Origin of the sequence: Rossellomorea sp. RS05 (genome assembly GCF_039822645.1) — a bacterium.
Lineage (GTDB): Bacteria > Bacillota > Bacilli > Bacillales > Bacillaceae_B > Rossellomorea > Rossellomorea marisflavi_B.
The window spans coordinates 1,177,456-1,204,325 of the sequence record NZ_JBDKWY010000001.1; the positions used below are offsets into that span (position 1 = coordinate 1,177,456).

29 protein-coding genes and 1 riboswitch are annotated in these 26,870 nt (G+C 47.8%); of the genes, 4 read left to right on the top strand and 25 right to left on the bottom strand.

The window, feature by feature from the left end; genetic code table 11:
- Window positions 1-258: 258 nt before the first annotated feature.
- From ABJ225_RS06145 to ABJ225_RS06175, 7 genes are all read right to left on the bottom strand, one after another.
- On the bottom strand, window positions 259-1,224 hold the full coding sequence (locus ABJ225_RS06145; protein ID WP_079516312.1) for a YpdA family putative bacillithiol disulfide reductase: 966 nt from the start codon (window positions 1,222-1,224) through the stop codon (window positions 259-261).
- A gap of 166 nt (window positions 1,225-1,390) precedes the next feature.
- Window positions 1,391-2,656 carry a Glu/Leu/Phe/Val family dehydrogenase gene (locus ABJ225_RS06150; protein ID WP_347318996.1) on the bottom strand — a complete coding sequence of 422 codons (1,266 nt, stop codon included), beginning with the start codon at window positions 2,654-2,656 and terminating at the stop codon, window positions 1,391-1,393.
- A 286-nt stretch (window positions 2,657-2,942) separates the two neighbouring features.
- Window positions 2,943-3,524, bottom strand: coding sequence for an adaptor protein MecA (locus ABJ225_RS06155; RefSeq protein ID WP_079516313.1), 582 nt, complete (start codon window positions 3,522-3,524; stop codon window positions 2,943-2,945).
- 72 nt (window positions 3,525-3,596) lie between these two features.
- The gene (locus tag ABJ225_RS06160; RefSeq protein WP_148984522.1) at window positions 3,597-4,508 is read right to left on the bottom strand and encodes a MerR family transcriptional regulator; all 912 of its coding nucleotides are present in this window, start codon (window positions 4,506-4,508) and stop codon (window positions 3,597-3,599) included.
- A 104-nt stretch (window positions 4,509-4,612) separates the two neighbouring features.
- Window positions 4,613-5,374 (bottom strand): metallophosphoesterase, encoded by a 762-nt coding sequence (locus tag ABJ225_RS06165; protein ID WP_347318998.1) that lies wholly within the window; start codon window positions 5,372-5,374, stop codon window positions 4,613-4,615.
- A complete protein-coding gene (locus tag ABJ225_RS06170; RefSeq protein ID WP_159640076.1) occupies window positions 5,361-5,732 on the bottom strand; it encodes a hypothetical protein in 372 nt (123 codons plus the stop codon). Before ABJ225_RS06170 ends, ABJ225_RS06165 begins: the two co-directional genes overlap by 14 nt.
- Window positions 5,733-5,784: 52 nt before the next feature.
- On the bottom strand, window positions 5,785-6,420 hold the full coding sequence (locus tag ABJ225_RS06175) for a CBS domain-containing protein (protein ID WP_056535651.1): 636 nt from the start codon (window positions 6,418-6,420) through the stop codon (window positions 5,785-5,787).
- A gap of 148 nt (window positions 6,421-6,568) precedes the next feature.
- On the opposite strand from ABJ225_RS06175, the gene ABJ225_RS06180 reads away from it, so the two are divergent.
- The 3 genes from ABJ225_RS06180 to cotJC are packed head-to-tail and all read left to right on the top strand — an operon-like array spanning window position 6,569 to window position 7,651.
- Window positions 6,569-6,790: a spore coat associated protein CotJA gene (locus ABJ225_RS06180; RefSeq protein ID WP_053426709.1), complete on the top strand. Its 222-nt coding sequence runs from the start codon at window positions 6,569-6,571 to the stop codon at window positions 6,788-6,790.
- A 6-nt stretch (window positions 6,791-6,796) separates the two neighbouring features.
- The gene (locus ABJ225_RS06185; RefSeq protein WP_053426708.1) at window positions 6,797-7,057 is read left to right on the top strand and encodes a spore coat protein CotJB; all 261 of its coding nucleotides are present in this window, start codon (window positions 6,797-6,799) and stop codon (window positions 7,055-7,057) included.
- A gap of 24 nt (window positions 7,058-7,081) precedes the next feature.
- The gene (gene cotJC, locus ABJ225_RS06190) at window positions 7,082-7,651 is read left to right on the top strand and encodes a spore coat protein CotJC (protein WP_053426707.1); all 570 of its coding nucleotides are present in this window, start codon (window positions 7,082-7,084) and stop codon (window positions 7,649-7,651) included.
- A gap of 1 nt (window position 7,652) precedes the next feature.
- On the opposite strand, the gene ABJ225_RS06195 is transcribed toward cotJC, so the two are convergent.
- The 5 genes from ABJ225_RS06195 to ABJ225_RS06215 form a co-directional block, all read right to left on the bottom strand.
- Window positions 7,653-8,096, bottom strand: a complete 444-nt coding sequence (locus ABJ225_RS06195) for a DUF2663 family protein (protein WP_290032317.1) — start codon at window positions 8,094-8,096, stop codon at window positions 7,653-7,655.
- A gap of 83 nt (window positions 8,097-8,179) precedes the next feature.
- The gene (locus ABJ225_RS06200; protein WP_318341393.1) at window positions 8,180-8,911 is read right to left on the bottom strand and encodes a LysM peptidoglycan-binding domain-containing protein; all 732 of its coding nucleotides are present in this window, start codon (window positions 8,909-8,911) and stop codon (window positions 8,180-8,182) included.
- A gap of 13 nt (window positions 8,912-8,924) precedes the next feature.
- Window positions 8,925-9,503 (bottom strand): CPBP family intramembrane glutamic endopeptidase, encoded by a 579-nt coding sequence (locus tag ABJ225_RS06205; RefSeq protein ID WP_286188236.1) that lies wholly within the window; start codon window positions 9,501-9,503, stop codon window positions 8,925-8,927.
- On the bottom strand, window positions 9,503-10,966 hold the full coding sequence (locus tag ABJ225_RS06210) for a RecQ family ATP-dependent DNA helicase (protein ID WP_347319003.1): 1,464 nt from the start codon (window positions 10,964-10,966) through the stop codon (window positions 9,503-9,505). Before ABJ225_RS06210 ends, ABJ225_RS06205 begins: the two co-directional genes overlap by 1 nt.
- Window positions 10,963-11,934 carry a YpbB family protein gene (locus tag ABJ225_RS06215; RefSeq protein ID WP_347319005.1) on the bottom strand — a complete coding sequence of 324 codons (972 nt, stop codon included), beginning with the start codon at window positions 11,932-11,934 and terminating at the stop codon, window positions 10,963-10,965. Before ABJ225_RS06215 ends, ABJ225_RS06210 begins: the two co-directional genes overlap by 4 nt.
- 306 nt (window positions 11,935-12,240) lie before the next feature.
- Between ABJ225_RS06215 and ABJ225_RS06220 the strand changes: the two genes are divergently transcribed.
- On the top strand, window positions 12,241-12,489 hold the full coding sequence (locus ABJ225_RS06220) for a ferredoxin (protein WP_048005917.1): 249 nt from the start codon (window positions 12,241-12,243) through the stop codon (window positions 12,487-12,489).
- Between the two features lie 83 nt (window positions 12,490-12,572).
- On the opposite strand, the gene ABJ225_RS06225 is transcribed toward ABJ225_RS06220, so the two are convergent.
- The 13 genes from ABJ225_RS06225 to ABJ225_RS06285 all read right to left on the bottom strand — a co-directional run bounded on the left by ABJ225_RS06225 (window position 12,573) and on the right by ABJ225_RS06285 (window position 26,819).
- A complete protein-coding gene (locus ABJ225_RS06225) occupies window positions 12,573-13,142 on the bottom strand; it encodes an ECF transporter S component (protein WP_079516321.1) in 570 nt (189 codons plus the stop codon).
- A gap of 151 nt (window positions 13,143-13,293) precedes the next feature.
- Window positions 13,294-13,430: riboswitch (FMN riboswitch) on the bottom strand.
- 75 nt (window positions 13,431-13,505) lie between these two features.
- Window positions 13,506-14,348, bottom strand: coding sequence for a peptidoglycan DD-metalloendopeptidase family protein (locus ABJ225_RS06230; RefSeq protein ID WP_347319008.1), 843 nt, complete (start codon window positions 14,346-14,348; stop codon window positions 13,506-13,508).
- A gap of 1,142 nt (window positions 14,349-15,490) precedes the next feature.
- The gene (locus ABJ225_RS06235; protein WP_347319010.1) at window positions 15,491-16,612 is read right to left on the bottom strand and encodes a hypothetical protein; all 1,122 of its coding nucleotides are present in this window, start codon (window positions 16,610-16,612) and stop codon (window positions 15,491-15,493) included.
- On the bottom strand, window positions 16,599-17,138 hold the full coding sequence (gene sigX, locus ABJ225_RS06240) for an RNA polymerase sigma factor SigX (RefSeq protein ID WP_347319012.1): 540 nt from the start codon (window positions 17,136-17,138) through the stop codon (window positions 16,599-16,601). The genes ABJ225_RS06235 and sigX overlap by 14 nt, the downstream gene beginning before the upstream one ends.
- 240 nt (window positions 17,139-17,378) lie before the next feature.
- Entirely contained in the window at window positions 17,379-19,145 is a 1,767-nt protein-coding gene (locus tag ABJ225_RS06245) for an ATP-binding protein (protein WP_056535624.1), read from the bottom strand.
- Window positions 19,142-19,858 carry a response regulator gene (locus ABJ225_RS06250; RefSeq protein WP_048005922.1) on the bottom strand — a complete coding sequence of 239 codons (717 nt, stop codon included), beginning with the start codon at window positions 19,856-19,858 and terminating at the stop codon, window positions 19,142-19,144. Before ABJ225_RS06250 ends, ABJ225_RS06245 begins: the two co-directional genes overlap by 4 nt.
- A gap of 191 nt (window positions 19,859-20,049) precedes the next feature.
- A complete protein-coding gene (ccsB, locus tag ABJ225_RS06255; RefSeq protein ID WP_053427756.1) occupies window positions 20,050-21,225 on the bottom strand; it encodes a c-type cytochrome biogenesis protein CcsB in 1,176 nt (391 codons plus the stop codon).
- Entirely contained in the window at window positions 21,206-22,876 is a 1,671-nt protein-coding gene (gene resB, locus ABJ225_RS06260) for a cytochrome c biogenesis protein ResB (RefSeq protein WP_159640047.1), read from the bottom strand. Before resB ends, ccsB begins: the two co-directional genes overlap by 20 nt.
- 27 nt (window positions 22,877-22,903) lie before the next feature.
- Complete coding sequence (resA, locus tag ABJ225_RS06265) at window positions 22,904-23,434, bottom strand: thiol-disulfide oxidoreductase ResA (protein WP_056535617.1); 531 nt, start codon at window positions 23,432-23,434, stop codon at window positions 22,904-22,906.
- 259 nt (window positions 23,435-23,693) lie between these two features.
- Window positions 23,694-24,425 (bottom strand): pseudouridine synthase, encoded by a 732-nt coding sequence (locus tag ABJ225_RS06270; protein ID WP_218246122.1) that lies wholly within the window; start codon window positions 24,423-24,425, stop codon window positions 23,694-23,696.
- A gap of 123 nt (window positions 24,426-24,548) precedes the next feature.
- Window positions 24,549-25,076, bottom strand: coding sequence for a spore maturation protein (locus ABJ225_RS06275; protein ID WP_056535611.1), 528 nt, complete (start codon window positions 25,074-25,076; stop codon window positions 24,549-24,551).
- Entirely contained in the window at window positions 25,076-25,669 is a 594-nt protein-coding gene (locus tag ABJ225_RS06280; protein ID WP_056535609.1) for a nucleoside recognition domain-containing protein, read from the bottom strand. Before ABJ225_RS06280 ends, ABJ225_RS06275 begins: the two co-directional genes overlap by 1 nt.
- Window positions 25,662-26,819, bottom strand: a complete 1,158-nt coding sequence (locus ABJ225_RS06285) for a D-alanyl-D-alanine carboxypeptidase family protein (protein WP_373921191.1) — start codon at window positions 26,817-26,819, stop codon at window positions 25,662-25,664. Before ABJ225_RS06285 ends, ABJ225_RS06280 begins: the two co-directional genes overlap by 8 nt.
- Window positions 26,820-26,870: the final 51 nt, after the last annotated feature.

Below are 26,870 nucleotides of genomic sequence, written 5' to 3' on the forward strand. Positions count from 1 at the left end.
CCCGAATTCATTTGCCTGATATCAGGAGTATGAATTCGGGTTTTTAATTTGCTTAATGAACATGACTATTCCAGCAATTCCAGCAGTCGATCGGAGTACAAGACAAAATCTCCTGCGGTGCCGGGAGACCCCAGGCGGAGGATCAGAGGCTACTCATTGAAAGTGAGGTCTTGCACGGAAATCATGAGCGGAATAAGGAATTTATACGGACAGTGTTCGTCACCCCATGGTCCCTGTTTAATTTTGTCCCGACTTTTTCTATCTTTCCTTCCTTGCGATATCCTCTGCGATCAGTCCTCCATGATGCCTGCCGTTTTCAATGAAGATTTCATTGGCATTATTACCGGCCGCGATGACACCTGCAATATAGATGTTGTCAACATTCGTTTCCATCGTCTCTTCGTTGATCAAAGGCCTTCCGGATTCAGGATCAAGCTCAATCCCCATCTTGGTAAGAAAACTGTGATCAGGGTGATAGCCCGTCATGGCAAATACATAGTCATTTGTAACCGAGAAGGTTTTCCCATCCTTGCTGTAGGTGACTGTTTCATCCGTGATTTCTTCCACGCATGCATCGAATTCCATCTTGATTTCACCGTTTCGTACAAGGGCATCAAAATTAGGAAGGATCCACGGTTTCACACTCTTCGAGTACTCACTGCCCCTATAGATGACCGTGACCCTTGCTCCTGCCTTATTCAGTTCAAGTGCGGCATCGACAGCCGAATTTTTCCCGCCGATCACCACCACATCCGTGTCAAAGAAGGGATGGGCCTCCTTGAAGTAATGGTACACTTTATCCAATTCTTCTCCAGGTATCCCCATATAATTGGGGTGATCATAATAACCCGTGGCAATGATGATATAGTTACACTCATATTGATCTTTTGTGGTAGAGACAACGAAGGTGTCCCCCGTTTTCTCCACCTTCTCCACTGTCTCAAAGCGATTGATCCTCAGATCCTTCCTCTTCGCCACCTCACGATAATAAACAAGCGCCTGATTCCTGCGCGGTTTATGCTCTTCAATGACAAACGGAACGTCCCCGATCTCGAGCTTCTCGCTGGAGGAGAAGAATGTCTGATGTGTCGGGTAATGATAGATGGCGTTCACGATATTTCCCTTTTCAATGATTAAAGGATTCAATCCTTGTTCTCTCAATCGGATGGAAGCCGATAAACCGCACGGCCCCCCACCGACGATGATGCAATCTTCTTTTTTCAACTGTGACACTCCTTCAAATACAATGGATCTTTTTCTGGTTTGGTCTTACACATATTATGTAATACTTTTAAAAGGAGGTCAAAGAATCATGACCCTCAACTCTTCCCTTCCCCCTCCCCACCCAATCGAAAAAGGCCGCCCTTATCGGACGACCTCATTGAATTTCTTAAATCCAGCCCCTGAACCGACACGCTTCCGCCATTTTACGGACGCCGACCATGTAGGCAGCGAGCCTCATGTCGACGCGCCTCGTTTGGGCGGTATCGTAGACATTTTGGAACGAATTCACAAGGATCTTCTCTAACTTCTCTTCTACTTCTTCTTCCGTCCAGTAGTAGCCTTGATTGTTTTGAACCCACTCGAAATACGAGACTGTCACTCCGCCTGACGATGCCAGGACATCCGGCACAAGGAGGATGCCGCGTTCCGTCAGGATCTTCGTGGCTTCAAGGGTCGTTGGTCCATTGGCAGCTTCCACCACGATCCCTGCCCTGATATTATGGGCATTCTCTTCTGTTATCTGATTTTCAATGGCAGCCGGAACGAGGATATCGCAATCGAGCTTTAAGAGCTCTTCATTTGAGATCGTGTCGTTGAAAAGCTTGGTGACGGTCCCGAAACTGTCCCTCCTGTCGAGCAGGTAGTCGATATCAAGACCGTTCTCATCGTGTAATCCACCATATGCATCAGAGATGCCAATGATCTTCGCTCCTGCATCATGCATGAATTTAGCCAGGAAGCTCCCTGCGTTCCCGAAGCCCTGGACCACTACACGCGCCCCTTTCAAGTCAATTCCTTTTTTCTTGGCTGCTTCACGTATGCAGATCGTCACCCCTTTGGCAGTCGCCGTCTCCCTACCATGGGAGCCCCCCAGCACCAATGGTTTTCCCGTAATGAACCCTGGGGAATTATATTCATCGATGCGGCTGTACTCATCCATCATCCAAGCCATGATTTGTGAGTTTGTAAACACATCAGGAGCCGGTATGTCTTTTGCGGGACCGACGATTTGGCTGATGGCCCTGACGTATCCCCTGCTCAGACGCTCCAGTTCACGGAAGCTCATATCCCTTGGATCACAGATGATACCACCTTTTCCTCCACCGTAAGGCAGATCTACGATGCCACATTTCAGGCTCATCCAGATTGAGAGGGCTTTTACTTCCTTCTCCGTGACGTTCGGATGGAAACGGATACCTCCCTTGGTCGGCCCGACCGCATCATTGTGTTGCGCCCGATATCCTGTGAACACCTTCACTTTCCCGTCGTCCATCCGCACCGGAATCTTCACCGTCAACATACGGACAGGTTCTTTAAGTAATTCGAATACTTCCTCGGGATACCCCAATTTATCCAATGCAAGATGAATAACCGTTTGCGTTGATTTCAATACATCATGCTGATGACTTTCTTTCCCCTTATCGGCTACCATTTTTATACTAAACCTCCCAGTATTCTACACTGTGATAAGACGTGTCGTCCGCTTTCATAGCATAGTATACACGTTTGATCCTCCTGTGCAAAGGCAGAAATGCAAAAAACGGACAAAAACTGTAATCGCTTTCATTTTAATTTTTAACATTTCAAATTTTATCATCATCTCCCTTTCGTTTTGGCGACGTGACTGGTGCCACCCGCTTCTTACCGCATAGAACAAGCAAAAAAATCACCTTCATACGAAAGTGACCTGAACGTGCATCTATAGGGAGTTTGGGGCATCAAAAGAAACGAAGAAGCTCTCGGTCTGCATCTCTTTCAATGAGCATCCGTCCGTATTCCAATAGAACATGCTTGGTCATGGACGATATCTCACCATATTCCTGTAAAATCGCTTCCAACAATGACCGTTCCTCCGGAGAAAGATCATCGATGAACAGATAGTAGCGGCCTTCATGAAAATACAAGCCTGTATTTCCATTGGACTGCTGCCACCAGTGGACGTCTGAAATCCGCTTGACTGCCGAGATGATATCCTCGATATCTTCCATGAAAACAAGGAGATGCCTCTCTCCAGCAGGAGCTTCCTCATGGATATCTTCCCAATCCGAATAATCCTCATCTGCTTCGAGGGTGAGGATCATGCAGACTTCTCTTTCATCGAAGGATTCAATTTCAACCGTGATTTCCATCTGGGCTTCGATCCCGAACTTCCATTGGACCTCTTCGAGCATATCTTCGAACAAATCATGCCACATATATGAGTTTTTCCATTCTTCTTGTTCGAACAACCCTTTTTGCTCAAGTTCTTCGACTGTAATGGAAAATTTTATTTTATTTTCGGATATTCGCTCAAGCTTCATCCTTTGTACCCCCTAAGTGTATGACGGTTTAACACATACTATGTTCAGGGGGTAAATCAGTGCATGGTACCTCTACAATTTGCTCTTCAGCCATGCTTCCCAATCGTTCTTCTGCTGACCGACGATATGGTCAGCGAATTCCGCTTTCTTATTACGCGAGAGATGGTCGATGGCGAACCCTCCCATTCCGATTTCAAGGCCAGGACGATCCTTGGTCAGGGACTCTACCAATTCCAGTAGAGCATCAACATTCTCCCTCATCGTGCAAGAGAAAAAGAGGAACTTGGGCTGCACTTCATCCAATACTACTTCAATGTCATTCTCCTTGATGCTTGACCCAAGATAAATCACTTCGAACCCTTTCCTTCTCACATACAATGTGAAGATGAGGAGGCCAAGCTCATGCCACTCACCTGGTCCACATACGGCCACGACCTTAGGCAGGATGCCGTTGTGAGGGAAGGAGTGCATGATGATCCCGATCCTCGACCTGAGGATCGAGGTGGCGAAATGTTCGTGCGCCGTCGTGATTTCTCCGTTCTCCCACATGTCACCGATTCTGACAAGCAGGCTACCGAGAATATCGATGACGACCTTGTCGATCGTATAGATTGAAAAAGATTGATTGATCAATTCATGAGCCTTCGTTTCGTCAAAGCTCAGTAATGCTTTTAATAGATCATCCGATATGCTTTCCGTCCTGTCCTTCTGTACAGGTGGTGACAGTTCCTGATCCTCAAGCTCACTCTTGTCCAGAAGCGACACGGCCTGGCTGATCGTAAATCCCTGGTCCACCTTTTGTACAAGCCAGCGCAGGATGCTTACATGCTGTTCAGTATAGAGGCGATGCCCCGATTCATTCCTGATGGGCGCGATGATCTGGTAGCGTCTTTCCCAGGCACGAAGAGTACCGGGTTGTACGCCTAAGATGGTTGATACCGCTTTTATATTATACTTGCCTTCTTGTTTTTTATCATTGCTCATATTAAATCCCCCATGTCCACTCTTCTCACTAGAAGTATAATCCAGAAATTCCGTTGTGTAAAATTTGTATAGGCTATGAATAACCTCTGTGTATAAGTGGGGGACTACTCCTTACCTGAACCGTGCCCGATTGTGATGATATGGGTCTCAGCTTTAGCGCCGAGCCTCAGGGGAAGCAGAGACGTACCATATCCTGCACTCGTCACCCTTGTGACTGCCTGCAGCCGGTCGACCCCGGACTTCGGATAAAGGCCCCATCCGAACAGCCTTATTTGTCCCCCATGGGTGTGCCCGCTGAGCATCAGATCGACCCCGTCCGATGCTGTAAGCTCTGCACTCAATGAAGGATCATGGCTCAGCAGGATCTGGCATGCATCGGGGTCGGTTCCTCTCATGGCATGGGGGAGGTCAGCCTTTTCAAGTGTTCCGTCATCTACCCCGATGAAGGTCACTGCACCGTATTCTGCGGTATCATTCACCATCTCCCGGACACCCTTTTTTTGAAATAGAGCCTTCAGCCGGTCCGGGTCCACTTCGTAATCATTATTCCCCCACACAAAAAAAATCGGTCCAATGGAAGATAATGCATCAAGATTCTCCTCCACCCTGGACAGGGGGACCCCTCCCTCGGTCAGGTCTCCAACGATGACGACTACGTCCGCTTTATCCTCCACTGCATGTATAATGTTTTCAGAAATCCTTCGTTTATGTATATCGGACAGGAAGAATATCTTCATAGGAGGAGCATCTACCGGGTATGAAGGGAATCGAAACGTGAGTTCCCTCACCCGATCGGCGAACGCCTCCTTCACCATGTACACTATGAGGGAAACCCCAACGATTAAAAGAATACTAATGATCCACATGACGTCCGCCCTCTCGTTTCAAATCTAAAGATATCATACCATACACGCATGAAATGGATATGAATATACAAGCATGCACCCAACCAACCCACGTTAATGCGAGGATGGACAGTAAATGGGCGAACATCAGAATATATCTCGGCTTCCTGTCCCTAAGGGCTTGAATTTCCACCTTGATTACCTTCCCTTGAAGAATGAACCCCGCAATAAAGAATGCAGAAGCCACGAAGAAGCCGCCCGGACTGAGGACGGCGCCCACGATGAGGTCCGAGATTGACTCACCTTTATGAACAGGGAACAGACGGATGAAAGCACCTCCGAACAGGATCGATAGTACCAGTAACCGGATTTCACGCATAAAAAAAACCTCCCATACATCAACGTATGAGAGGGGATGAATTTCATTCACATCATTCATCTTCGTGTATATCCAGGATCCTGAAGCCCGACTTCTCCAACTTGGAAATGAATTTGTTCATATTATCCTTTTTCTCGAGTTTTAGAACGATCCTCCGCAGGAGTTTATCCGTTTCATCGAACGTGACCAATGAGATGACAGACTCGGAATGTTGTTGGATGATATCCCCCAGACGGGCGATTCTTCCCTCGGTCTCCACTGAGGAGAAAGCAATCCTTATTCCCTTCGTATTCATGCCGAAAGCACTTTTGAAGTGATCCAGTACATCGAATCGTGTAATCAGACCGAGGAATTCCCTATCTTCACCAGCCACTGGAAGGATCGGAGCATCCTGAAGCAGGACCAACGCACTCTCGAACACTTCCTTCTCCGTCACGTAGGTACCTTGTTCCGATGCCACTTCACCTGCTTTCACTTCATTGAGGAACACGTCTTTTTCCATCCCCGACTCAAAATAATGCCGGTAGATGGAGAAACGGCTGATCGTTCCCGCGTATTTTCCATTCGACAGTACGGGTACACCATCGATTTTATGATGTTCAAGGACATCCAGTACTTTTTTCAAGGATTCGTCTACACTTACGACATAACACTTATGCTTGGGAATCATCACGCTTTTGACAAACATGGCTGTACCACCTCTATATTATTTTTGTATAGTATATTATTCAACGTCGACAGGGCCCATCCCTTCTATCCACGGCATTTATTTTCCTCATGTTTTCTCCCCAGTTTCATATGCTTCTATGAAGGATCCTGATGAAGGAGGCGTAGGAATGAGCAGTTTTTATAAAACCTATGAACCATATGTCAGCCCGTTTGACCCATGTCCCCCCATCACCATGAAGGTGTACTCCACTCCCCCTCAGCTTTATATGGGATTTCAACCACCAGGTTTGGAGCAATTCACTCCCCGCGAAGCATTGCGAACCGGAACCTTGTGGAAAGCATTCTATGATCCATACTACAGTCCTTATGAAAAGATGAAAGGAGACTAATCTTATATGACGCAGCTCCCCCAAGAGTACTATGACATTCTTGAAGAGCTTCAGACCGTCGACTTTGTCATTGTCGAACTGACCCTTTATCTCGATACCCATCCGACAGATCAGGAAGCGATTTCCCAGTTCAATATGTATGTAAAAACGCGTAAATCCATCAAGAAAACCTTTGAAAAGAAGTTCGGACCCCTCACGAGTTTCGGAAGCAGCTACTCGGATTATCCGTGGAAATGGAAAGAGGCCCCGTGGCCATGGCAAGTATAACGAATCCAAGGAGGCGATCCGTTTATGTGGGTATATGAAAAGAAGCTCCAGTACCCGGTCAGGGTAAGCACATGCAATCCGAAGCTTGCAAAGTTGTTGATCGAACAATACGGCGGAGCTGACGGTGAACTCGCCGCAGCACTCAGGTATCTGAATCAGCGGTACACCATCCCCGACAAGGTGATCGGACTCCTCACCGATATCGGAACCGAAGAGTTCGCCCATCTGGAGATGATTGCAACGATGGTGTATAAACTTATCAAGGACGCCACCCCCGAGGATATGAAAGCGGCGGGGCTTGATGCACACTATGTCGATCACGATGGTGCAATCTTTTATCATAATGCAGCCGGAGTGCCTTTCACGGCGTCCTATATTGCCGCGAAAGGAGATCCGATTGCTGATTTATATGAAGATATTGCAGCGGAAGAAAAAGCTCGGGCGACCTATCAGTGGATCATCAATATGAGTGATGATCCCGATTTGAATGACGGCCTACGATTCCTCAGGGAAAGGGAAATCATCCATTCTCAGCGATTCCGGGAAGCCGTTGAAATCCTCAAAGAAGAACGGGACCGGAAAATTTTCTTTTAGTCTATTTCGCTTCATGGAACAGGTTGATGTCATATTGTTTTTTCATGGTTTCAAACACGATGTGCCGGTTCTTCCAGGCTTCTTCTTTCCAAAGATCCTTGCTGCGATCGATGATCTCGCATCGCAGGGCATGAAATTCTTTTTCCGCTTTTTCTTTACGCTGGTGAAAGATTTTGGTGGCTCCTGCCATGCCTGCTACAGCAAGGAAGGCATACAAGTGCAGCGATCTGGATACAAAAGCGGTGATCATGGAGGCTGCTGAATAGGCATGAGGGCCAATTACCGTATGGGTCAGATAGTATAAGAATATGGTACAGCCCACCGCGGTCACCCAAAGGGCAAAATGATGCTGTTTCTTCAGTTGATCGAACTTCTTCTTCTTTTCAATGAGATTTGTCAACATCTGCTCCGTTGCACGGTCGGTGATGTTTTTCATTTCATCCATCCCCCTCACCCCCTCGATTCATTATATGAGCCCGTCCTTTTTTTAGAAGCACGTAAAAACCCGCCTTCCACGGAGGCGGGTTCTTATTCATTCAAGGGAATCGTCAACACTTGTCCCGTATAGATTTCATTATTTTGAATGCCATTGGCTTCACTGATGATCTGTACACCGGATGGGGATTGATAATAATCCATCGCAATCCGGTAGAGCGTTTCCTGTGGCTTGACCGTATGCTGAACCACACGTCCCGCTTCTTCGCTTTTTTCTTGTTCAATCGCAGCCTGTTCCTGCTGCTTCTTTTCTTCTGCTTTTTTCGCTTCCTCTTTTTCTTTTGCCTTTTTGGCTTCTTCGCGCTCTTTCGCTTTTTTAGCTTCAGCTTTTTCCTTCGCTTTCAACGCTTCTGCCTTTTCCTTTTCTCTCTTGGCTTTCGCTTTTTCAGCTTCTTCCTTCTTCTTGGCCTGCTCTTTTTCCTTATCCTCATCAACAGCTGGGGCCGCCTCACTTGGCTCCCCTTGATCGTATTGTACCTCTTCGACTCCATTTTTACTTGAGAAGACCACGAGAGGTCCGGATTTATTGACAAAATAAGAATATAAGCTGAGGAAAATGATGGGCATCAGGAAGAAAAACACGAGCAACAGCTTGATGAGGGGATGCTGAATCGCCGTCTTTTTCTTTTTGGATTCCCTTTTCTTCCGCTGTATTTCACTTCTGCTCGGGAGTCCGTCGGATTCATGTACAGGCTCCACTTCCTGAACCCTATCAATCTTCTTTTTTAATTTGGCAGCTTGTTCACGATATGGATCTTTACTCATAGCTATCCCTTCTTTACTCTTCAGATCTCGCCTGATGGCGCATGTATAAACCCAAGAGAAAATCAATGACAAAATGCATGACGATGGTGACTAGGAGATTCCCTGTCTGGTCATAGATGATTCCCATGACAAAACTCAAGGTCAACACATTGACGATAAGGAACCAATGAGCCCAGTACCTGATATGGATCACAGCAAACACAATGCTTGCCACCATCAGCCCAAAATGGAACTGAAGTATCCCCCTGAACAACAGTTCTTCACTCACCGCAATAATGAACGCCAAAACCATGATTTCGAAGAAGCCACGATCTGCGAATATCCTCTCGTTCACCCCACCATCATCATAATAGCGAGACGGAAGCAGTTTCATCATAATCAAATCCGCTGTCACTACCAGGATCCCGAAGGCTCCTCCGATCCAGAGGACATCCATATGAAAATCGAACTGTTTCAGCCATTGATCAAGATCGCCGATCAACATATAGCCTAGACCGATGGAAACGGCTATGAGGAGGCATTGAGTGAACATGAGATGGAATGTCACCTGTTTTTTGGATAAACCTTTAAGGATATCTCCTTGCTTTTGCATTATACCACTGATCCTAACAGTATTTTTTTGAGCTGGTCCGCCCAATTTTCAAGGGACGGATAAGAATGAACGCCCTCGCCATGGAACTCACCAAGATCTGACCCGCACCGGTCACAGCACCGTTCCGGTCGATCCTTTAGCTCCTCACCAAAATAGTCAAGGAGCACTTGACGCCTGCATGACGCCGTGTGGAGCCATCCCATGACCGAATCGAGATTCCTGCGCTTATAGGCAATGCGCGCATCCCTGATCCGCTTGATTTCTTCTACCATTCTATCAGAACGATAGCGTGCAAACGACTGAATATAATATTCAAGGAATCTGGACTGCACATCTGAAAGCTGCAGGGCAGCGATGATGTCGCCCCATTCCATGGAGGGGAATGCTGCTATCGCGCCTTCGATCTGCGCATCATCCGGCAGCTCGCTATGCATGAATTGAAGGGGGATGGACGCATCTTGTTCTGCATACAGGACAAGAGAGACACTTTCCCTTCCATCCCTTCCTGCACGGCCGATCTCCTGGAGATAGGATTCAATGCTTGATGGCAGATGATAATGGACGACAAAGCGTACATTTTCCTTGTTCACCCCCATACCGAAGGCTGAGGTGGCACAGATGATTTGCAGCTTATCCGATAGGAATTGCTGTTGAATCAGGATCCTTTCTTCATGGTCCATTCCACCGTGATAGTGTGCGACCCCCTCCACTCCATGCTCGCGAAGCCAGAGGGCAACATCTTCCGCTTTCCGTTTACTGGTGAAATAAATGATTCCAGGTCCCTTGAGACGCTCTACGAACGAAAGGACTTCATCCCGCTTATGCCGATCGTCTTCCACATTCCTTACGAATAATCCAATGTTCTTCCGATCGACCGAATGGACCAACTCGGCTGCCCCCTCCATACGGAGGACCTCACGGATATCATCCCGGACTGTCCTTGTGGCAGTGGCAGTGAGGGCAAGGGTCACCGGCATCCCGAGACGTTCCCTCGCCTCCCCCAAGTCGAGGTAATCCGGTCGGAAATCGGGGCCCCACTGGGAAATGCAGTGTGCTTCATCGATCACGAACAGCCCTACTCTAATCTTTGAAGCGGCTGTACGGAATGCCTCACTTTTCATCATCTCCGGAGAAACGAATATGAATTTGAATCGATGGATGTGGTCCAACGCCCAGGCTTTCTCCTGATAAGTAAGAAATGAATTAAGGGCGATCACACTCTTCTCCCCATTCACCTTCATCTGTTCCACCTGATCCTGCATGAGGGATAGCAAAGGGGAAACAATAAGCACCTGGCCATCCAACAGCTGACCGGGAAGTTGATAGCAGAGCGATTTACCGGTTCCGGTGGGCAGCATGGACAACGTATCACAGCCATCAAGAATGGAAGTGATGGTTTCTTCCTGTCCTGCACGAAACGTTTCGTAGCCAAAGTGCCGCTTCAATTCTTCTTGTAGAATCACGGGGTCTCACCTGCCTTCGCAATGACTGCACGGATCTGAAAATAGGACAACTCAGGAAATCTTTCCTTGATCGGCTTGAGGCGCTTCGTCTTTAACTCTGTCAGAACGCCCAGCACCTCTTCGTACACCCCTTCATCTATGAATGACGTGACGGGAAAGTCATGGAGTGTCAAGATGATCTCGATCAAATGGTCTTCAATCGTATTCACTTTCAGCTCACGGATCCTGGCGATTTCCTCAACGTGTATCCCCTTCTGAAAAAGCTCGAGCGTTTTTTTGGTCGAAGCGGTGAGGGGTTGGATATGCTCCTTTTCCTCTATGATCGAATAGACTATCGGGTAGGCACCTGCATCCTCTTTGGCACGTGCGATGATGAAGTGGAGAAGGTTCAGGAATCTGAATCGGTACTCCTCACGGTCCACACCGAACCGGTCGGCTGATTGCCCTTCCGTTGCTCCATAGTCCCGGTATCCCGTCAGCCTCTCAACAAGGATCCCCGGATCTTCACCAGGCATTGTTTGGGCTAGCAAGGTGTACAGCTCTTCAAACAGCTTTGCTGACAAAACTTCGGTCTTCCCCTGCTTCCGGATGAACACTTTTAACCAATCTTGAACTTTCCGGTCCCTCTGCACGGGAAAGTACGATGTTTCGTTCATTCGCGCATTGGATAACACCTGTACCAGTAGGCTGAGTCTCTTCCAAAGGAGGATGGACTGATCACCATGCTTCAATCCATCCATATGGGCGGGGTACGGTTTTTTTTGAAAGTAAACCGCCAAGTCCTCTATTCCGGAATGAGTCAGCCGGGCACGATTATCGTCGTTCAGCGTGATGAATCCCTTATCCTGAAGCATAGCAATGCAACGATCAAAGTACTCCCTTTTCAGTTTTGGAAGTGACAGGAAGAGAGCCTGCAGCCCAAAGAGATGTGCATCCTGTATGGATTGTGAAGACTTTTTCCCTTTCATGATATGAAAAACGGAATAAACAGACCGTTCTTCCCCTAGTCTTTTCAGGGAGTCCAAAATCAAATAGTGAAGATATGTCAATGCGATGACTCCTTAACGTGTAGGTTATTGTCAAATATTGTACCACGAAAACACCCTCAACCGAGGTTTTGTTTTGACGGAAACGGATAAAAATATGAAAAAGAGTACCTAACTATTGAAAAGTTACCCATTCCTCTATAAAATGATGATTAGTAATTGATTTTCACCATTAAACAACGTGTATAATGATGCATTATATAGAATTATCTTCGGGAGGTTTTTTCTTTGCCAAAGTATACGATCGTGGACAAAGATACATGTATCGCTTGTGGAGCTTGCGGTGCAGCAGCACCAGATATTTATGATTATGATGATGAAGGTATTGCATTCGTCACACTGGACGATAACCAGGGGACTGTTGAAGTTCCTGACGTCCTTGAAGACGATATGGTCGATGCATTCGAAGGTTGCCCTACCGATTCCATCAAGGTAGCTGACGAACCATTCGACGGCGATGCGTTGAAATTCGAATAGGATGTAAAAAAGACGGCGATTGTTCGCCGTCTTTTTTATGTTGTTTGAATAGAAATGAGCCTCCAGGGGAAGCTCATTTTCAATTAGGCCATGCGTCGATTTCCGAATTGCTTCGACAGCCACTTTTGGATCCTGATGAACAGCAGTGTGAACACAGCCGCTACCAGGATTCCCTTAAGGATATTAAATGGAACGATACCGGTCACGATGATTTCTGCCGGCAGTTCGAAATTCATGAAGTATTTATAGGCTGGAAGGAAGATGAAATAGTTCATGATCCCCATGCCGATGCTCATGACCAGCGTACCGGTTACAAGCCCGGTAAGAAGGCCTTTTTTCGTTTGGAAACGTGAATAGATAAGGTGAACGGGCAAGATCAGGAGGATCCCAGCAGCAAAGTTTGCCACATGACCTACCGGTACACCTGTTTCAGAACCGGTCAATACATAATCAATCACATTCTTGAACAGTTCCACCAGGATTCCTGCGCCTGGTCCCAGAGCGACCGTTGCCATCAAGGCCGGTACATCACTGAAGTCGATCTGCAGAAACGCCGGAAAAGGCGGGATAGGGAAGTTTAAAAGCATCAATACATACGAAATGGCACTCAGCATACCAACTGTGACGAATGTGCGTGTCGTCATTTTTTTCATAGCACTCTCTCCTTTTGGAGATTCATCTCAATCGAAGATGGTCATGCCCGAGCCCCAATAAAAAACTCCCAGATAAAAGATATCCAGGAGAGTTAAAGGCATGCTCGAATAGACATTCAGACTTCCCTTTTCTGAACGCATTGGCAGTAACCTTCATCTTCTCCCATCCAGACTATACTGTCGGCTTTGGAGTCTCACCAAATCCTGCCTCAAAAAGGCTCGCGGGCTTAGAAGCAAAAATGCTTCATCACCGCCGGTAGGGAATTGCACCCTGCCCCGAAGATGAATCATATTATTTTATTCTTACTCATTATACATAAGAAGTGCCATTATGTGAAGAGAAATGCTTTGAATTCGAAACAATCAGTGGATCCTTAACGTTTGCGATGGATAGATCGGCGAATCCCTGCGTAGATCATTGGCCGCCAGAAGCTTGTCCAGTTCTATTCCATGAGCGACGGCAATAGAATAGAGTGTGTCCCCCTGTTCTACTTGATAGGAATCCATCCTTAAGCTCAATTCCTGACCTACAGCGATCGTGGCATCCTTCAGACCGTTCCATTTCTTAAGGTCATCCACGCTCAGACCATGTTCATGGGAAATGGACCATAGTGTATCGCCTTTCTTGACTCGATACGAATCACCTGCAACCTGTGACGCCGCAACGATCTGATACGGATCTTTCTTTTCAGCGAACACCACTTGTCCGACCCCGCCTTGTCCAAATACGACAAAAGGATCGATGGCATTCTCCTTCTCAAACGTCCATTCTCCTGCGTGGATCTCAAAATGAAGATGGGGACCGGTGGATATCCCGGTATTCCCGAGCTTCCCGACCTGCTCACCCCTATGTACTTCCTGCCCTTCTTTTACCCCTCTTGAAATGAGATGAGCATATACCGTCTCATATCCATTGTCATGACGAACGAATACCACATGACCATAGCTATCTGATAAGTACGACCTTGTTACGACCCCGTCTGCCACCGAATGAACGGGGCTGCCTTCCTCGCCCCCGATGTCCATTCCTTTATGGGTCCCGGATCTGGAACCAAACACATCTGTAATGGTGCCATCAACCGGAAACCTCCATTCAGCAGTGGAATCACTTTCTGCTTTTGCGACTCTCCCTGTCATGAAAATCATGCCTACACACAGCGCCAACACAATCACAATCAACAGTCTCCGACCATAATCAGCAATCATACCGTTCCTCCTAATAAATGCTCACCCAAAATTGAATAACACCTCTCACTATATGCCCCTTCCCACTACACTATTCCAAAAAAAACCCTACCCATCAGTCTGCCATTATACAAAAGAAATATACCAAGAAAAGCGGAGGCGGGTCGTTCTGAGGCGACAAGCATAAGACGAAGAAGCCGGAAAGGCGTTCTTGGCCTTTTTGGCTTCTTCGCCTTATGACCTCGAGCCTCAACCCGCCGGAGCTGGACATGAAGAAAAGCGGAGGCGGCTCGTTCTGAGGCGACAAGCATAAGACGAAGAAGCCGGAAAGGCGTTCTTGGCCTTTTTGGCTTCTTCGCCTTATGACCTCGAGCCTCAACCCGCCGGAGCTGGACATTAAGAAAAGCGGAGGCGGGTCGTTCTGCCCCGACAAGCATAAGGCGAAGGCACCGGAAAGGCGTTCTTGGCCCTTTTTGGGGACTTTGACTTATGACCTCGAACCGCAACCCGCCGGAGCTGGACATGAAGAAAAGCGAAGAAGGGTCAGTTCCTTTCCGCTGCAGGGACTTGCTTTCCTGCGGGGAGGAAGTCGAGCTTCCTCGGCTGCGCCTGCGGGATCTCGACCTTTCCTCTTTTCCCGCGGGAGTCAAGTCCCTTCCGCTCCAATACACTATGTGATTTTTATATGGTTGCTTTTAATACTTTATGGGTGGAGAAATCATTTCTGCTGAATATGTGGAAATGAGGATATGATGGCATCCAACATGAAGAGGAGAATCCTGTGGGATGCATTGTGATTAGAGTGGAGGAAGAGCGACCAATTCTTGTCCCTTTCCTTCAATGCGGGCTCCAGTGGATTATTGAAACCTTTCTCCTTAAGGAGTCAAGCCCCTTCCGCTCTAATAGACTCTATGATTTTGTAAATGGTTGCTCTAAATTCTCATTGGTTGGGTGAAATCATTTCTGCTGAATATGTAGAGTTGATGGATTTTCAAACGAAGAGGTGGTTCCTGTGTTTTGGATACATATCGATTTGAATGCAGAGTGAATAGCCATGGATTGTGCAGCCAACAGCGGTTTCGACCGCGATTGTCTCATTTCCCCTGTACGTCATATCATATCATCAGGCGAAAAAATGAAGAGCGGGAGATCCCGCTCTTCACTTATTCCTGTAGGGTGATTCGATTTGGTGCGATGGGTGTTTCGATTGGTGCATCGAATGCAAAACCATCCCATTCTTTTTCGCTGATGTTTTCAAACATCACCTGTTTGTAGCCGAAGCTTCGCGCAGTGAGGAGGAGTGATTCGATTAGCTCCAGGGCTTCTGTTTCATCCATATTCTCCAGGTGTACTTCATTCATGAAACTGATGGTCGGGTAAGTGCCCTTCTCGACTACGCGAACATTCAGCCCTTCGGGTATGGCACTTTCATAAAATTCCGATTCGGCTTCATTCATGGCTGTAACTGCACTATCCAAATCTTCATATTCCAGGTTATCCGGCACAAGAAAATGGTCAAGCCCGTTAGGAGAGTACACAAAGAAAGCTTGTTTTGCATTCTTCGGCAGCTCGATTTTCTTTAGGACCCCGTATCCGCTGAATTGCGGATAATTCCCATCCTTATCCTTGAGATGAAGTTGGTCAAAGCCCCTTCCCTGGAAGGAGTAAAACAAAGAGTAGTAGAAAGCATATTCCATTGCGCTATTGCCCGTATACGCCTGATCCCCATTCAGGGTGAAATTGATATCATCTCCATACCCTTTTGAAACGGTCCCTTCCAAGGGAACGAATTCTTCCATACTAAGGTCTTCTTCTGGAATGAGCTTAGCGAGTTCCGTATATCTATCCAGCCACTCATCTTCATCCGACAGGTGCTTGGTCACGCTCACAGGGACAGGGACTCCTTCAGGTGAAATAAGGCCGAACGTATAGACTTCAGCATCCCCCACCATGCTTTCATATAGGGAGAGTCGTTTCTCTCTATCAGCCACAGCCTTATCTGCTTGAAGGTCCCTGCTTTCATCCATCATTGAAGCTCCCTGATCTGAGCGGCTTTCTTCTAGCGGTGACTGCTGTAGAAGAGCGGGGCTCAGCAGGGTGAAAATCAAAATGGCGGCAACGGCAACCAGTCCGGGTATGATTTTCTTCCCTTTCAAGTGTCGCTGTTTTTCACCTTGTTGGCTGATAGAAGCATATATGGACTCAGGTTTTCGCTCATCTTTGATCTTTGGAAGCTTTTTGACCAGTTTTTCTATGTCCCGGTCATTCCAATCAGATTGCTTCACTATCGTCCCCCTCCTTCCGCAACCGTTTGTTCATTTCAATCCGCAGCCATTTGACGGCGCGATGCTGGGTTGTTTTCACTTTACTTTCCGACCAGTTCAATATCTCTGCTGTTTCCACAATGGATAGCTCCTGGAGATAGCGCATGATGATGACCATTCGATGATCCGTTGAACAACACTTAAGGCAGTCATATAGTTCGCGCACCTCCTCATTGGCCAGGGCGATTTCTTCAGGCAGGAGGTTCTCATCGGACAATTCGCTCCGACTCCAGTCAAATTTGTCCAGAAAGCGATTTTTCCAATTCTTCTGCTTCCTGAAGTGATCAATTGCAACGTTCTTCGCTATCGAGAATAGCCAGGTTCGTTCAGAGCTCTTCCCCTCAAAATGCTGATGTGACTTGAGTACGCGGATATACACTTCCTGTACAAGGTCTTCAGCCAATTGTCTGTTCTGCACCATATAGAGAAGAAATTGAAATACATCCTGATGGTACTTTTTATACATGTCCTCAAAAACGGAGTGCACTTCTTTCCCTCCCCGTCATTCCATTAGTCGTTTTTTCCATACAAAAGGTTACACATTATCAAATATAGTAGTTTCTGGGACGTTTGGAAAGACCTATATTTCAATTCCTGTCCAGTGCACAAAAAAGAACCCTTACGGCACGTAACGGTTGCCGTAAGGGTGAAAAGCGCAAATTCCATGATTGTTCCCCGTGTAACAAGAAAAATCGGGATGATCCTGCAATGTGCATGCGAGAAATGACTAATAAGGAAGAAAGAAGGTGAACGTTGTCCCTTGATCGAGTTTGCTTTGCACCTGGATATGGCCACCATGGGCTTCCACGATATTCCGTGCGATCGCAAGGCCGAGTCCAGTTCCCGCCTTCCCTCTTGTCCTTGCTTTATCCGCTTTATAGAATCGTTCAAAGACGAATGGCAGATCCTCCTCCGGGATCCCGGATCCTGTGTCTTGTACAAAGAAGAGGTAGCCTTGGGTATTCCGATTGAGGGAGACGGTCACTTCTCCTCCCCCAGGAGTATGCCGTATGGCGTTATCGATCAAATTGGTCAGCACTTGTTCGATTTTATCGGGGTCGATGGACAATTCACGTTCCCTCTCGACCTCACTCTCGAACTGGATGGAAATCTTCTTCTCTTTGGCAACGCCCGCAAACTTATTGGCCACCCGCTCTGTGAACGGCATGATAGTGACCGATTGTTCGTGAAGGGTGATGTGTCCCGCCTCCATCCTCGCAAGGTCGAGGAGGTCATTGACCAATCTTCCCATTCGGAGCGACTCATCATAGATGATGCGGGCGATTTCTTTTTTCTCTTCTTCTGTTTCCGCGATATCATCCACAATCGCTTCACTGTACCCCTGAAGCATTGAGATCGGGGTACGGAGTTCATGGGACACGTTCGCAATAAAATCTTTCCGAAGCTTGTCCAGTCGACGTTCTTCCGTCATATCCCGTACGACGGCGACCGCGCCGCGGATCGTATTGTTGTTATACAGCGGGCTGACGATCACCACGTAGCTCCGGCCTTGAAGTGTGATCTCGTCAGTTTGTTCCATGGCGGTCACCACGACGCTCTGCAACAGTTCTTTGACGATGGCCGGAATCGATTCGCCTTCGTTGCTTCCGTGCTCGTAGTACCATTGCTGGAGGAACCGGTCTGCAGGCGGGTTCGTAATGAGGATCGTACCGTCCCGATTGAAGGTGATGACTCCGTCGGCCATGGAACTCAGAATGCTCGACAGCTGTTCTTTTTCCTGATTCAGGGCATTGATGTGGAACTTCAGCTGTCTTCCCATCTGGTTGAATCCCGTTGCGAGTTCACCGATTTCATCCTTTGTCAGGATCGGTACTTTCGTATCGAACTTCCCTTTCGCCACTTCGAATGCTGCTTCCCTCATCTTCCTCAATGGAGATGTGATCCTGGTGGAGAGGAAGAAAGCAAAGATGGTGGTGAGGATGATCGCGATCCCCATGGCAAGGACGATAAGCTTCGTTGTCTGTTTCGTCGTATCCTTTATCACATCAAGGGACTGATAAAGATAGACGGCCCCTTCCTGACCATTTACGCTCAGATGGCTACCGACGATGATGATATTCTCATGCCGGTTGGCAGAGGATTCTGATGGAACTTCATATTCCCTCTTGATGGTCTTATCACGGACTTTCACTTCCTTCAGTTCCGGGTCATTCTTGATGAATCGGTGAATATCCTTCTCGACCCCGGTGGAATCCTGGGAAAATAGTTCTTGGTTATCATCGACCGTAATGAGGATATTGACGGGATCATCGATGATTTCACTGCCAAGCTCGAGGCCCAGATCCAGGTCTTCATGATTTTCAATCACCTTGGCTACTTTGTCGGCAGTGATCGTGAGCTCGTTTTCTACCACATCCACATGGTAGTTCTGGAAGAACTCAAGAAGCAGGATCGTCAGGATGAAAAGAACGAAGGAAACGAGGAGAAGGATGGTGACCCAAAGCTTCCCGACTACACTACGCCACAGTCTCATTCATTTGTAACCTCGAACTTATATCCGACGCCCCAAACGGTGACGATCATACGGGCAGCGTCTTCCGATACTTTGTTCAATTTTTCACGAAGGCGTTTGACATGGGTATCCACTGTCCGAAGATCTCCGAAGAATTCGTAGTGCCAGACTTCTTTAAGGAGATGCTCACGATCGAACACCTTATCAGGGGCCTTTGCTAGGAAGTAAAGGAGTTCATATTCCTTCGGTGTCAGGTTCACATCGATTCCATCGGCACTCACCCGGTGAGCATCGTTATCAATGGTCAGATGCTTATAGACGATGAGATCCTTCGCTTTTGCATCGGTCTGGATGAAGCTGGTCTTGGAAGACCTTCTGAGAAGGGCTTTCACCCTCAGAACAACTTCCCTTGGTGAGAATGGTTTCACGATGTAATCATCGGTTCCCACTTCGAAGCCTTGGACGCGGTTCACTTCTTCTCCTTTTGCCGTCAGCATGATGACAGGCGTTGTCTTCGTCTCGCGAAGATTCTTACACACTTCGATCCCGTCCATCCCGGGCATCATCAAGTCTAGAAGGATGCAATCATATTCGCGTTCAAGAGCCATTTCAAGGGCGCGCTCCCCGTCTTCCGCTTCTTCGATTTCATAATTTTCTCTTTCCAGATACATTTTCAATAGTCTTCTGATGCGGTCTTCATCGTCCACAACCAGAATCCGGATGTTTTCTTCCATGGGTTTTCCCCCTTTAGCATAGTTATCTCCATTTTAATCGGAAATAGTGGTACTTTTAAACCGAAAAGCTCGGTTGATTTGTTCAGGAAATCATTTCAGTTGTTCATCTATGTACGCTTCCTGCTGTCCGCTGTTTCATTGTATCAAAAAGCTGACAGGGGCATCCATGTCAGCTTTTTGACTCTTTGCAATCAGGCATATGAGTGTAAGCCTGCAATGATCAAGTTGACGGCCACCAGGTTGAAGAGGATGATGGCGACCCCTACGACGGCCAACCATGCCGATTTCTCCCCGTGCCAACCTTTGGATAATCGTAAATGAAGAAAGGCCGCATAGAATAGGAAGGTGACCAGCGCCCACACTTCCTTCGGATCCCATCCCCAGTAACGGTTCCAGGCAATCTGTGCCCAGATCATGGCGAAGATCAAGCCGCCTAGTGTGAAGACCGGAAATCCGATGAGGACGGACCGATAGCCGATTTCATCCATGAGATTCAGGTTCACATTTTTCACCATTGGCTGCATTTTCGCAGCGATGCGCTTACGCAAGATCAACCTGAGGAGAAGATAAAGGACCGCTCCGGATAGGATTGACCAGATCACCGTATTAAGTTTCTTCGCATTGATGAGGGCAGGCATTTCAACCAGGGGCTTCATGACCCCTTTTGTCTGCAGCTCACCTTCATTCGGTCCTACGAGTGCAGGCAATGTATATTGCGCTACTGCTTCCTTCTCTTCCTGGTTGATATAGTTGAAGTCTGCCTGGTAGTCCATCCCTTTGAATACGACTGACACCACGACGAAACCAAGTACGACAACCAGTGAGAACATGACCGTTTCGAGCCAGAATGATTGTCTGCTTCCTTTAGAATGATCCACTGATTTCAGAAGGTAGATCAACCCTGCGACAAAGCTGATGGAAAGGATCGCTTCACCGGCCGATACGGTCGTGACATGGATCTTCAGCCAGTCACTTTGAAGGGCTGGGATCAGCGGTGAAATTTCCGTCGGGAACATGCTTGCATAGGCAATGACGAGCTGCGCAAACGGCAGCGCGATGATTCCAAGAACGGTAGATTTATACATAAAGTAAATGATGATGAACGCACCCACAAGCATCATTCCGAAGAATGTGGTGAATTCAAAGAGATTGCTCACCGGGGCATGACCCGCAGCCCCCCATCTCAGGAAGAAATAGCCGATTTGCGCAACGAACCCGATGATCGTCAATGTGATACCGATCGTACCCCATTTGCGCTGATTTGTTTCCGTCGTGTTCTTTTGGCGGATACTTCCACCAAAGAAGAACGTCGCCACCAGATACGTGATAAAGGAGATGTAGAGCAGGTTACTGCTCCATTCTGCCATTGTTGTCGACATCCTTTTTCCCCCTTGCTTCTTTCGATTCTTGTTGATCTTCCGGTTCCTTTATTCCTGTTCCATCCAGGATGTGGCTGATTTCGTGCTTGAGGCCATGCCAGTTTTTATTCGTATGCCCCGCAACGATGATGCCGTCCTCGGACTTTCTAAGCCAGATTCTCCGGTGATGCCAATACGCCCCCTGGATGACTCCGATCATGAAGATAGCTCCCCCGACTGCCAGGATCCAAAGCGTGAGGTCCTTTGAGAACGTCAGGGCTGAGATATCCCGTGAATCAATCCCTGCGAACGATAGCTTATACTCATTTTCCCCGAGTGGTTCCAGGTTTTTCTGGATTCCGATGAAGGCAACCTCCCCATCAGGCTTTTCAGGTGAGAACAACTCGAACAGGAATGCCGGGTTATTTGGTAGCGGAGAGGCAGTTTGAGGCTCGCCTTTTTTATCGAATCCTGAAAAATCAGGATAATAGCCTTTGAGCTTCACTTTATAGCCATCATCAAGATCATACTCTTCCTCCGGATCCATCAGATTGACGGTGAACGCCCCGTGCTGATCACCCGTGTCTTTTTTATCCAGAGTGAAGCTCATGCTTGTCAGCTCATCAAGCTTATAGCTAGTCTGATAAACCGCGTAGTTGCCGAATTTCAAGGGGTGATTCACCCGGATGGATTCTTTTTTCTCTTCGGTCCGTTCTACTTCCTGTCCCGGAAGGCGTTCTCCTGATTCCTTATAGAGGACAACATCGGTTTGGAAATTCTTTGCGACATCTCCATTCTTCTCGATGGCTTCACTGAACACTTCTTTGTCTTTCTCTTTATCATAGGTTTCCATGATGAAGTTTTCATTTTTGATGAAATATTCGTTATCCGTTCCGGGTACCGCCCGGGTTTCTCCTTCACGGATCCAGATGGTTTCATTCAAGTACATACCCGGGACGAATCGGAGCATGCCACCTATGAGAAAGATGATCAGCCCAATATGGTTGACATATGGACCCCAGCGCGAGAATCGATTTTTTTCCGCCAGGATACTTCCATCTTTTTCTCTTATCTTATACTTCTTATCTGATAATCTCTTCTTTACATCATCCATCGCTGTCGGCTCAAGACTAGAAGCCTCAGTCTTCCCATAAAATCTCTGTCTCTTCAGGAACCCTTCATGCCGGTCGACCCTTTGATTCTTGAGGGCCCTGTGGAGGGGGATCACCCTGTCCAGGCTGCAGATGACGAGGGATACTCCGATGGAAGCGACAAGGAGAAGATACCACCATGAACTATAGAGATCATGGAATCCAAGGGTATAGTACAGGTCTCCTAAGAACCCGTATACATCCCCATAGAATTCTTCCGGCGGCCTTCCTCCGGGTATGTATTCTTCCTGGGGCAGCACCGTGCCCAAAGCCGATGCAATAAGCGTGAGGACGATGAGCCACACGCCCACCTTGACGGATGAAAAGAAATTCCAGATCTTATCTATGATGGATTTACTGTAGGTTTGAGAACGCCTGGCGCTTCCCTCATAGCGCATATCATGCAGCTTTTCATTTTTTGCTTCTTCTGTAAGGGCCCGTCCACACGATTCACACAGGACCGTCCCATTGGGATTGACGTGACCGCATACGCACTTGATCTCTTTCATGTTAAAACCCCTTCTGTCAGGTTGGCGTTATGGCTTGATACTCTCAAGATCTTCGATAATATCTTCTTCTGACATCGTCCCCGTGATGATCTTTTCGATCTTCCCATCTGGGTTGATCAGCATGGTCGTCGGAAGCGGATCGATTCCGTAGGCATTCTGCACTTCTTCTTCCTTATCGACGACAATCGGAAATTCGAGGCCGTGCTTAGAAGAGAAGCTGTTGATCAGGAAGTCCGACTGCCCTACATTCACCGCAAGGATCTGAACGCCTTTATCCTCATATTTTTTATATTGATTGTTCATATAGGGCATCTCACGTTCACAGGGTTTACACCATGTTCCCCAAAAATTCAGGAATACCCCCTGCCCTTTGTAGTCGGAAAGCTGATGGGTGTTGCCTTCCATGTCTTTAAGGACAAAATCAGGGGCCTGATCACCCACCTGAAGCTTACCACGATCTTCCTTGGTGAAGTTGGCATACAGCGTGTAGCCGACGGCTGACACCAGTATCAGCAAGATGGCCGACCGTATTATCAGTCTGCGCTTTTTCTTGTTCATCGTAACCCTCCTTGCTCTGAAATCGCTATCAAAATAAGTGAAATAAAATGACTTCCTATCGAAGTCCTTATGTATACCTCCCCATCACTTCAAAAATGATAGAAGGAAAGGGGATGATCGATTGATCAACCCCTGCCAGTGTCTGGTTCAACCGTTTCTAGAAGCAGGGGCCTTCCCCATAGATGGTAAAATTCCTTTCCAATTATACCATTTTTCTTCATGACGGTCTTTCAGATTATATGAATGATTCGTGACACTTTTATTTGTTGGCGGCTGATTCTGCCAGCGTGCGGAGCTGCTTGACTTCGTGCGGGGTCAGCTCTCTTCCTTCACCAGCTGTCAGACCCTGGAGGGTGAGTGAGCCATAGCGCTCGCGCTTCAGCTTCTGCACCGGGTATCCGATATGCTCGAACATGCGGCGAACCTGACGATTCCGACCTTCATGGATCGTGATTTCGATGATGGACTTCCCTTGCTTCTTGTCCATGCTCAGCATTTTCACTTTCGCCGGAGCGGTTCTGCCATCCTCGAGCTTCACACCCTTTTCAAGTTCCTTCAACTTGAATTTGGATGGTATGCCCTTCACCCTGGCAACGTACGTCTTTTCGATTTCATTGCTCGGGTGCATGAGGAGATTGGCGAACTCTCCGTCATTCGTAAGAAGCAACAAGCCAGACGTTTCATAGTCTAGGCGACCGATCGGATAGATCCTCTCGTCGATTTCCGGGAAGAAATCCGTCACGACTTCACGATTCTTATCATCGGTCACGGCAGAAATCACGCTCCGCGGTTTGTATAGCATATAGTACACCTTGTTTTCCCGTTCGATCTGGACTCCGGAGACATCCACCCGGTCGGAAGCCGCTACCTTGGTTCCCAATTCTCTAACGACTTTCCCATTCACTTTGACTTTTCCTTCTATGATCAGCTGCTCAGCTTTGCGCCTTGATGCGACACCGCTGTGTGCAATAACTTTTTGTAAACGTTCCACGGTCTTTCACCTCATTTTTCTATTCCTTCATGAATTATGGCATAAACCATGGAAAATAGAAAGGTATAAAAAGAAAACGGGGTTCCGCTTTCCTTTTATACCTTTTTAGAATTGGAGGCCAAATTAGAACATCAGTGTTACGACGAAGATGGCGGCTGCGATTCCGACCACATCGGCGAGAAGACCGACCTTCATTGCATCCCCCATCCTTCGTATCCCTACAGCACCGAAGTAAACGGTCAAGACGTACAGTGTCGTATCCGTACTTCCCTGAAGTACAGATGCAAGCCTCCCTATGAAGGAATCCGGTCCATAAGCCGCCACCATATCGCTCATCATTCCTAGAGCAGCCGTCCCGGAGATCGGCCTGATGATAGCGAGGGGGACGATTTCCGGCGGGATTCCGATAGCCAGGAGACCAGGCCGGATAAGATCGACAAAGAATTCCAAAGCGCCTGATTCCCTGAAAATCGTGATGGCTACAAGCATTCCAATCAGGAAAGGGATGATCGACACGGCAATTTTGATCCCTTCCTTCCCCCCTTCCACGAAGGATTCATAGGTAGGGACCTTCTTCCACGTGCCGTACAGAAGAATGAAGCCGATCAATAGGGGGATCATCCAGAGTGAAACCAACGAAATCCACTGCATCACTTCACCCCCCGTTTCGTTCTCCTGTAGTGGAAGTACCGGTCAATGAGGATTGCGCCGATTGCCGACAGGATGGTTGCCACCAGGGTAGGACCCACGATTTCCGTCGGCGAGGCTGAATCATATTTCATCCTGATGGCAATGACCGTCGTCGGAATGAGGGTGATGCTTGACGTATTGATGGCCAGAAACGTGATCATCGACCTGCTCGCCGAGTCCCTTCCACCGTTCAGCCGCTTCAGCTGTTCCATCGCTTTGATCCCAAGAGGAGTAGCCGCATTCCCAAGACCGAACATATTCGCCATCATATTGCTTAAGATATACCCCATGGCCGGATGGTCTGCCGGCACTTCCGGGAACAGCCTCTTCACAAACGGCCTGCAGAGTCCCGCAAGCTTATCGAGGAGCCCCGCCTCCTGGGCAATCCTCATCATCCCGAGCCAAAAAACGAGGACGCTGATGAGGCCGATACAGAGGGTGACCGCTTCATTGGCCGATTGAAAGATGGCTTCGTTCACTTCGGCCATCCTCCCATTGATCACAGCAAAAACGAGACCGATGATCGTGAGCGCCACCCAGATGATGTTAACCATTTCCGTTCACACCAAAGACCGATTGGATGGAGCCGGCCCATAGCTTCCACCAGCTTTTCTTCTCGGGTTTTGATCCTGATTCAAAATAGACCGGGAGAGAGTCCACTTGTTCATCATCCAGATAGACGAGGGCATTGCCGACAACATCAGGCGCCCCCTTACCATCGGCCCATTTCTTCTCAGGCTTCATCATCCTGTACTCCACCCTGACACCGTCCACTTCGTTCTTTTGAAGAGTCAGGACCGCATCTCTGTCCACACGGACATGCCCTTGATAAATAGGGTCATCGATGTTTTCGATTTTCCCTTTCGCTATGACGATTTTATAGTCATACTGCTTGAATCCATACTCGAACATGGAGATATGATCATTCCAATCATCCGGCCCGTTCAATGTAACGGCGATCAAGTTCTCCCCATCTTTAGAGGCTGTGGAGACAAGCGTCCGTTTCGCCCTCTTGGTGAAGCCTGTTTTTCCTCCCGTGCTGTATTTATAAAGCTCCGTCAAAAGCCTGTTCTTGTTCTTCCACTTCCTGTCCCATTTCTCTTCGGGATTGGGCGCTGTATGGAGCTTGGTCCCGGCAATCTCGGCATAGCGCTCATTTTTCATGGCGTACCTGGTCAGGATGGCCATATCCCTTGCGGTGGAATAGTGGTCCTCATGATCATCCAACCCATGTGGATTCGCAAAATGGGTGTTTTCCATACCAATTTCACGGGCTTTTTCATTCATCATATAAACGAAGCCATCGAGACTGCCGCCTACGTAATCTGCAATGGTAACGGCCGCATCATTCCCCGATCTCAGCATCAGCCCGTACACGAGGTCTTCCAATTTGATTTTTTCCCCCGCTTTCAGGTACAGCGAGGATCCTTCTGTTCTGACGGCATCATCCGGCACCGTTACATCGCGGTCAAGCTTCCCAGATTCCACGGCCAGGATCGCTGTCATGATCTTGGTGATACTCGCAATCCTGCTTTTCTCATCTGCATCTTTTTCATACAGGACCCTGCCTGTTTCCTGATCCATCAGGATCGCCCTCTGCGAGCTCACAGATGGAGCAGCCTGTACCTTTCCTGAAACCAATGAGAACAAGAGGACAACGATCAGGAGGCTGTATATGTAGACTTTCCGATTATTCCCCTTCACCTGCATCTACTCCTTGTCATGACTATTTGTACAAGTTTATGCGGGACAACG

Excerpts from the sequence above, each read along its gene's own strand:
- ABJ225_RS06150 (WP_347318996.1), bottom strand. The coding sequence starts at position 2,656 with ATGGTAGCCGATAAGGGGAAAGAAAGTCATCAGCATGATGTATTGAAA.
- ABJ225_RS06155 (WP_079516313.1), bottom strand. The coding sequence starts at position 3,524 with ATGAAGCTTGAGCGAATATCCGAAAATAAAATAAAATTTTCCATTACA.
- ABJ225_RS06160 (WP_148984522.1), bottom strand. The coding sequence starts at position 4,508 with ATGAGCAATGATAAAAAACAAGAAGGCAAGTATAATATAAAAGCGGTA.
- ABJ225_RS06165 (WP_347318998.1), bottom strand. The coding sequence starts at position 5,374 with ATGTGGATCATTAGTATTCTTTTAATCGTTGGGGTTTCCCTCATAGTG.
- ABJ225_RS06170 (WP_159640076.1), bottom strand. The coding sequence starts at position 5,732 with ATGCGTGAAATCCGGTTACTGGTACTATCGATCCTGTTCGGAGGTGCT.
- ABJ225_RS06175 (WP_056535651.1), bottom strand. The coding sequence starts at position 6,420 with ATGTTTGTCAAAAGCGTGATGATTCCCAAGCATAAGTGTTATGTCGTA.
- ABJ225_RS06180 (WP_053426709.1), top strand. The coding sequence starts at position 6,569 with ATGAGCAGTTTTTATAAAACCTATGAACCATATGTCAGCCCGTTTGAC.
- ABJ225_RS06185 (WP_053426708.1), top strand. The coding sequence starts at position 6,797 with ATGACGCAGCTCCCCCAAGAGTACTATGACATTCTTGAAGAGCTTCAG.
- cotJC (WP_053426707.1), top strand. The coding sequence starts at position 7,082 with ATGTGGGTATATGAAAAGAAGCTCCAGTACCCGGTCAGGGTAAGCACA.
- ABJ225_RS06195 (WP_290032317.1), bottom strand. The coding sequence starts at position 8,096 with ATGGATGAAATGAAAAACATCACCGACCGTGCAACGGAGCAGATGTTG.
- ABJ225_RS06200 (WP_318341393.1), bottom strand. The coding sequence starts at position 8,911 with ATGAGTAAAGATCCATATCGTGAACAAGCTGCCAAATTAAAAAAGAAG.
- ABJ225_RS06205 (WP_286188236.1), bottom strand. The coding sequence starts at position 9,503 with ATGCAAAAGCAAGGAGATATCCTTAAAGGTTTATCCAAAAAACAGGTG.
- ABJ225_RS06215 (WP_347319005.1), bottom strand. The coding sequence starts at position 11,934 with ATGAAAGGGAAAAAGTCTTCACAATCCATACAGGATGCACATCTCTTT.
- ABJ225_RS06225 (WP_079516321.1), bottom strand. The coding sequence starts at position 13,142 with ATGAAAAAAATGACGACACGCACATTCGTCACAGTTGGTATGCTGAGT.
- ABJ225_RS06230 (WP_347319008.1), bottom strand. The coding sequence starts at position 14,348 with ATGATTGCTGATTATGGTCGGAGACTGTTGATTGTGATTGTGTTGGCG.
- ABJ225_RS06245 (WP_056535624.1), bottom strand. The coding sequence starts at position 19,145 with ATGAGACTGTGGCGTAGTGTAGTCGGGAAGCTTTGGGTCACCATCCTT.
- ABJ225_RS06250 (WP_048005922.1), bottom strand. The coding sequence starts at position 19,858 with ATGGAAGAAAACATCCGGATTCTGGTTGTGGACGATGAAGACCGCATC.
- ccsB (WP_053427756.1), bottom strand. The coding sequence starts at position 21,225 with ATGGCAGAATGGAGCAGTAACCTGCTCTACATCTCCTTTATCACGTAT.
- resB (WP_159640047.1), bottom strand. The coding sequence starts at position 22,876 with ATGAAAGAGATCAAGTGCGTATGCGGTCACGTCAATCCCAATGGGACG.
- resA (WP_056535617.1), bottom strand. The coding sequence starts at position 23,434 with ATGAACAAGAAAAAGCGCAGACTGATAATACGGTCGGCCATCTTGCTG.
- ABJ225_RS06275 (WP_056535611.1), bottom strand. The coding sequence starts at position 25,076 with ATGCAGTGGATTTCGTTGGTTTCACTCTGGATGATCCCCCTATTGATC.
- ABJ225_RS06280 (WP_056535609.1), bottom strand. The coding sequence starts at position 25,669 with ATGGTTAACATCATCTGGGTGGCGCTCACGATCATCGGTCTCGTTTTT.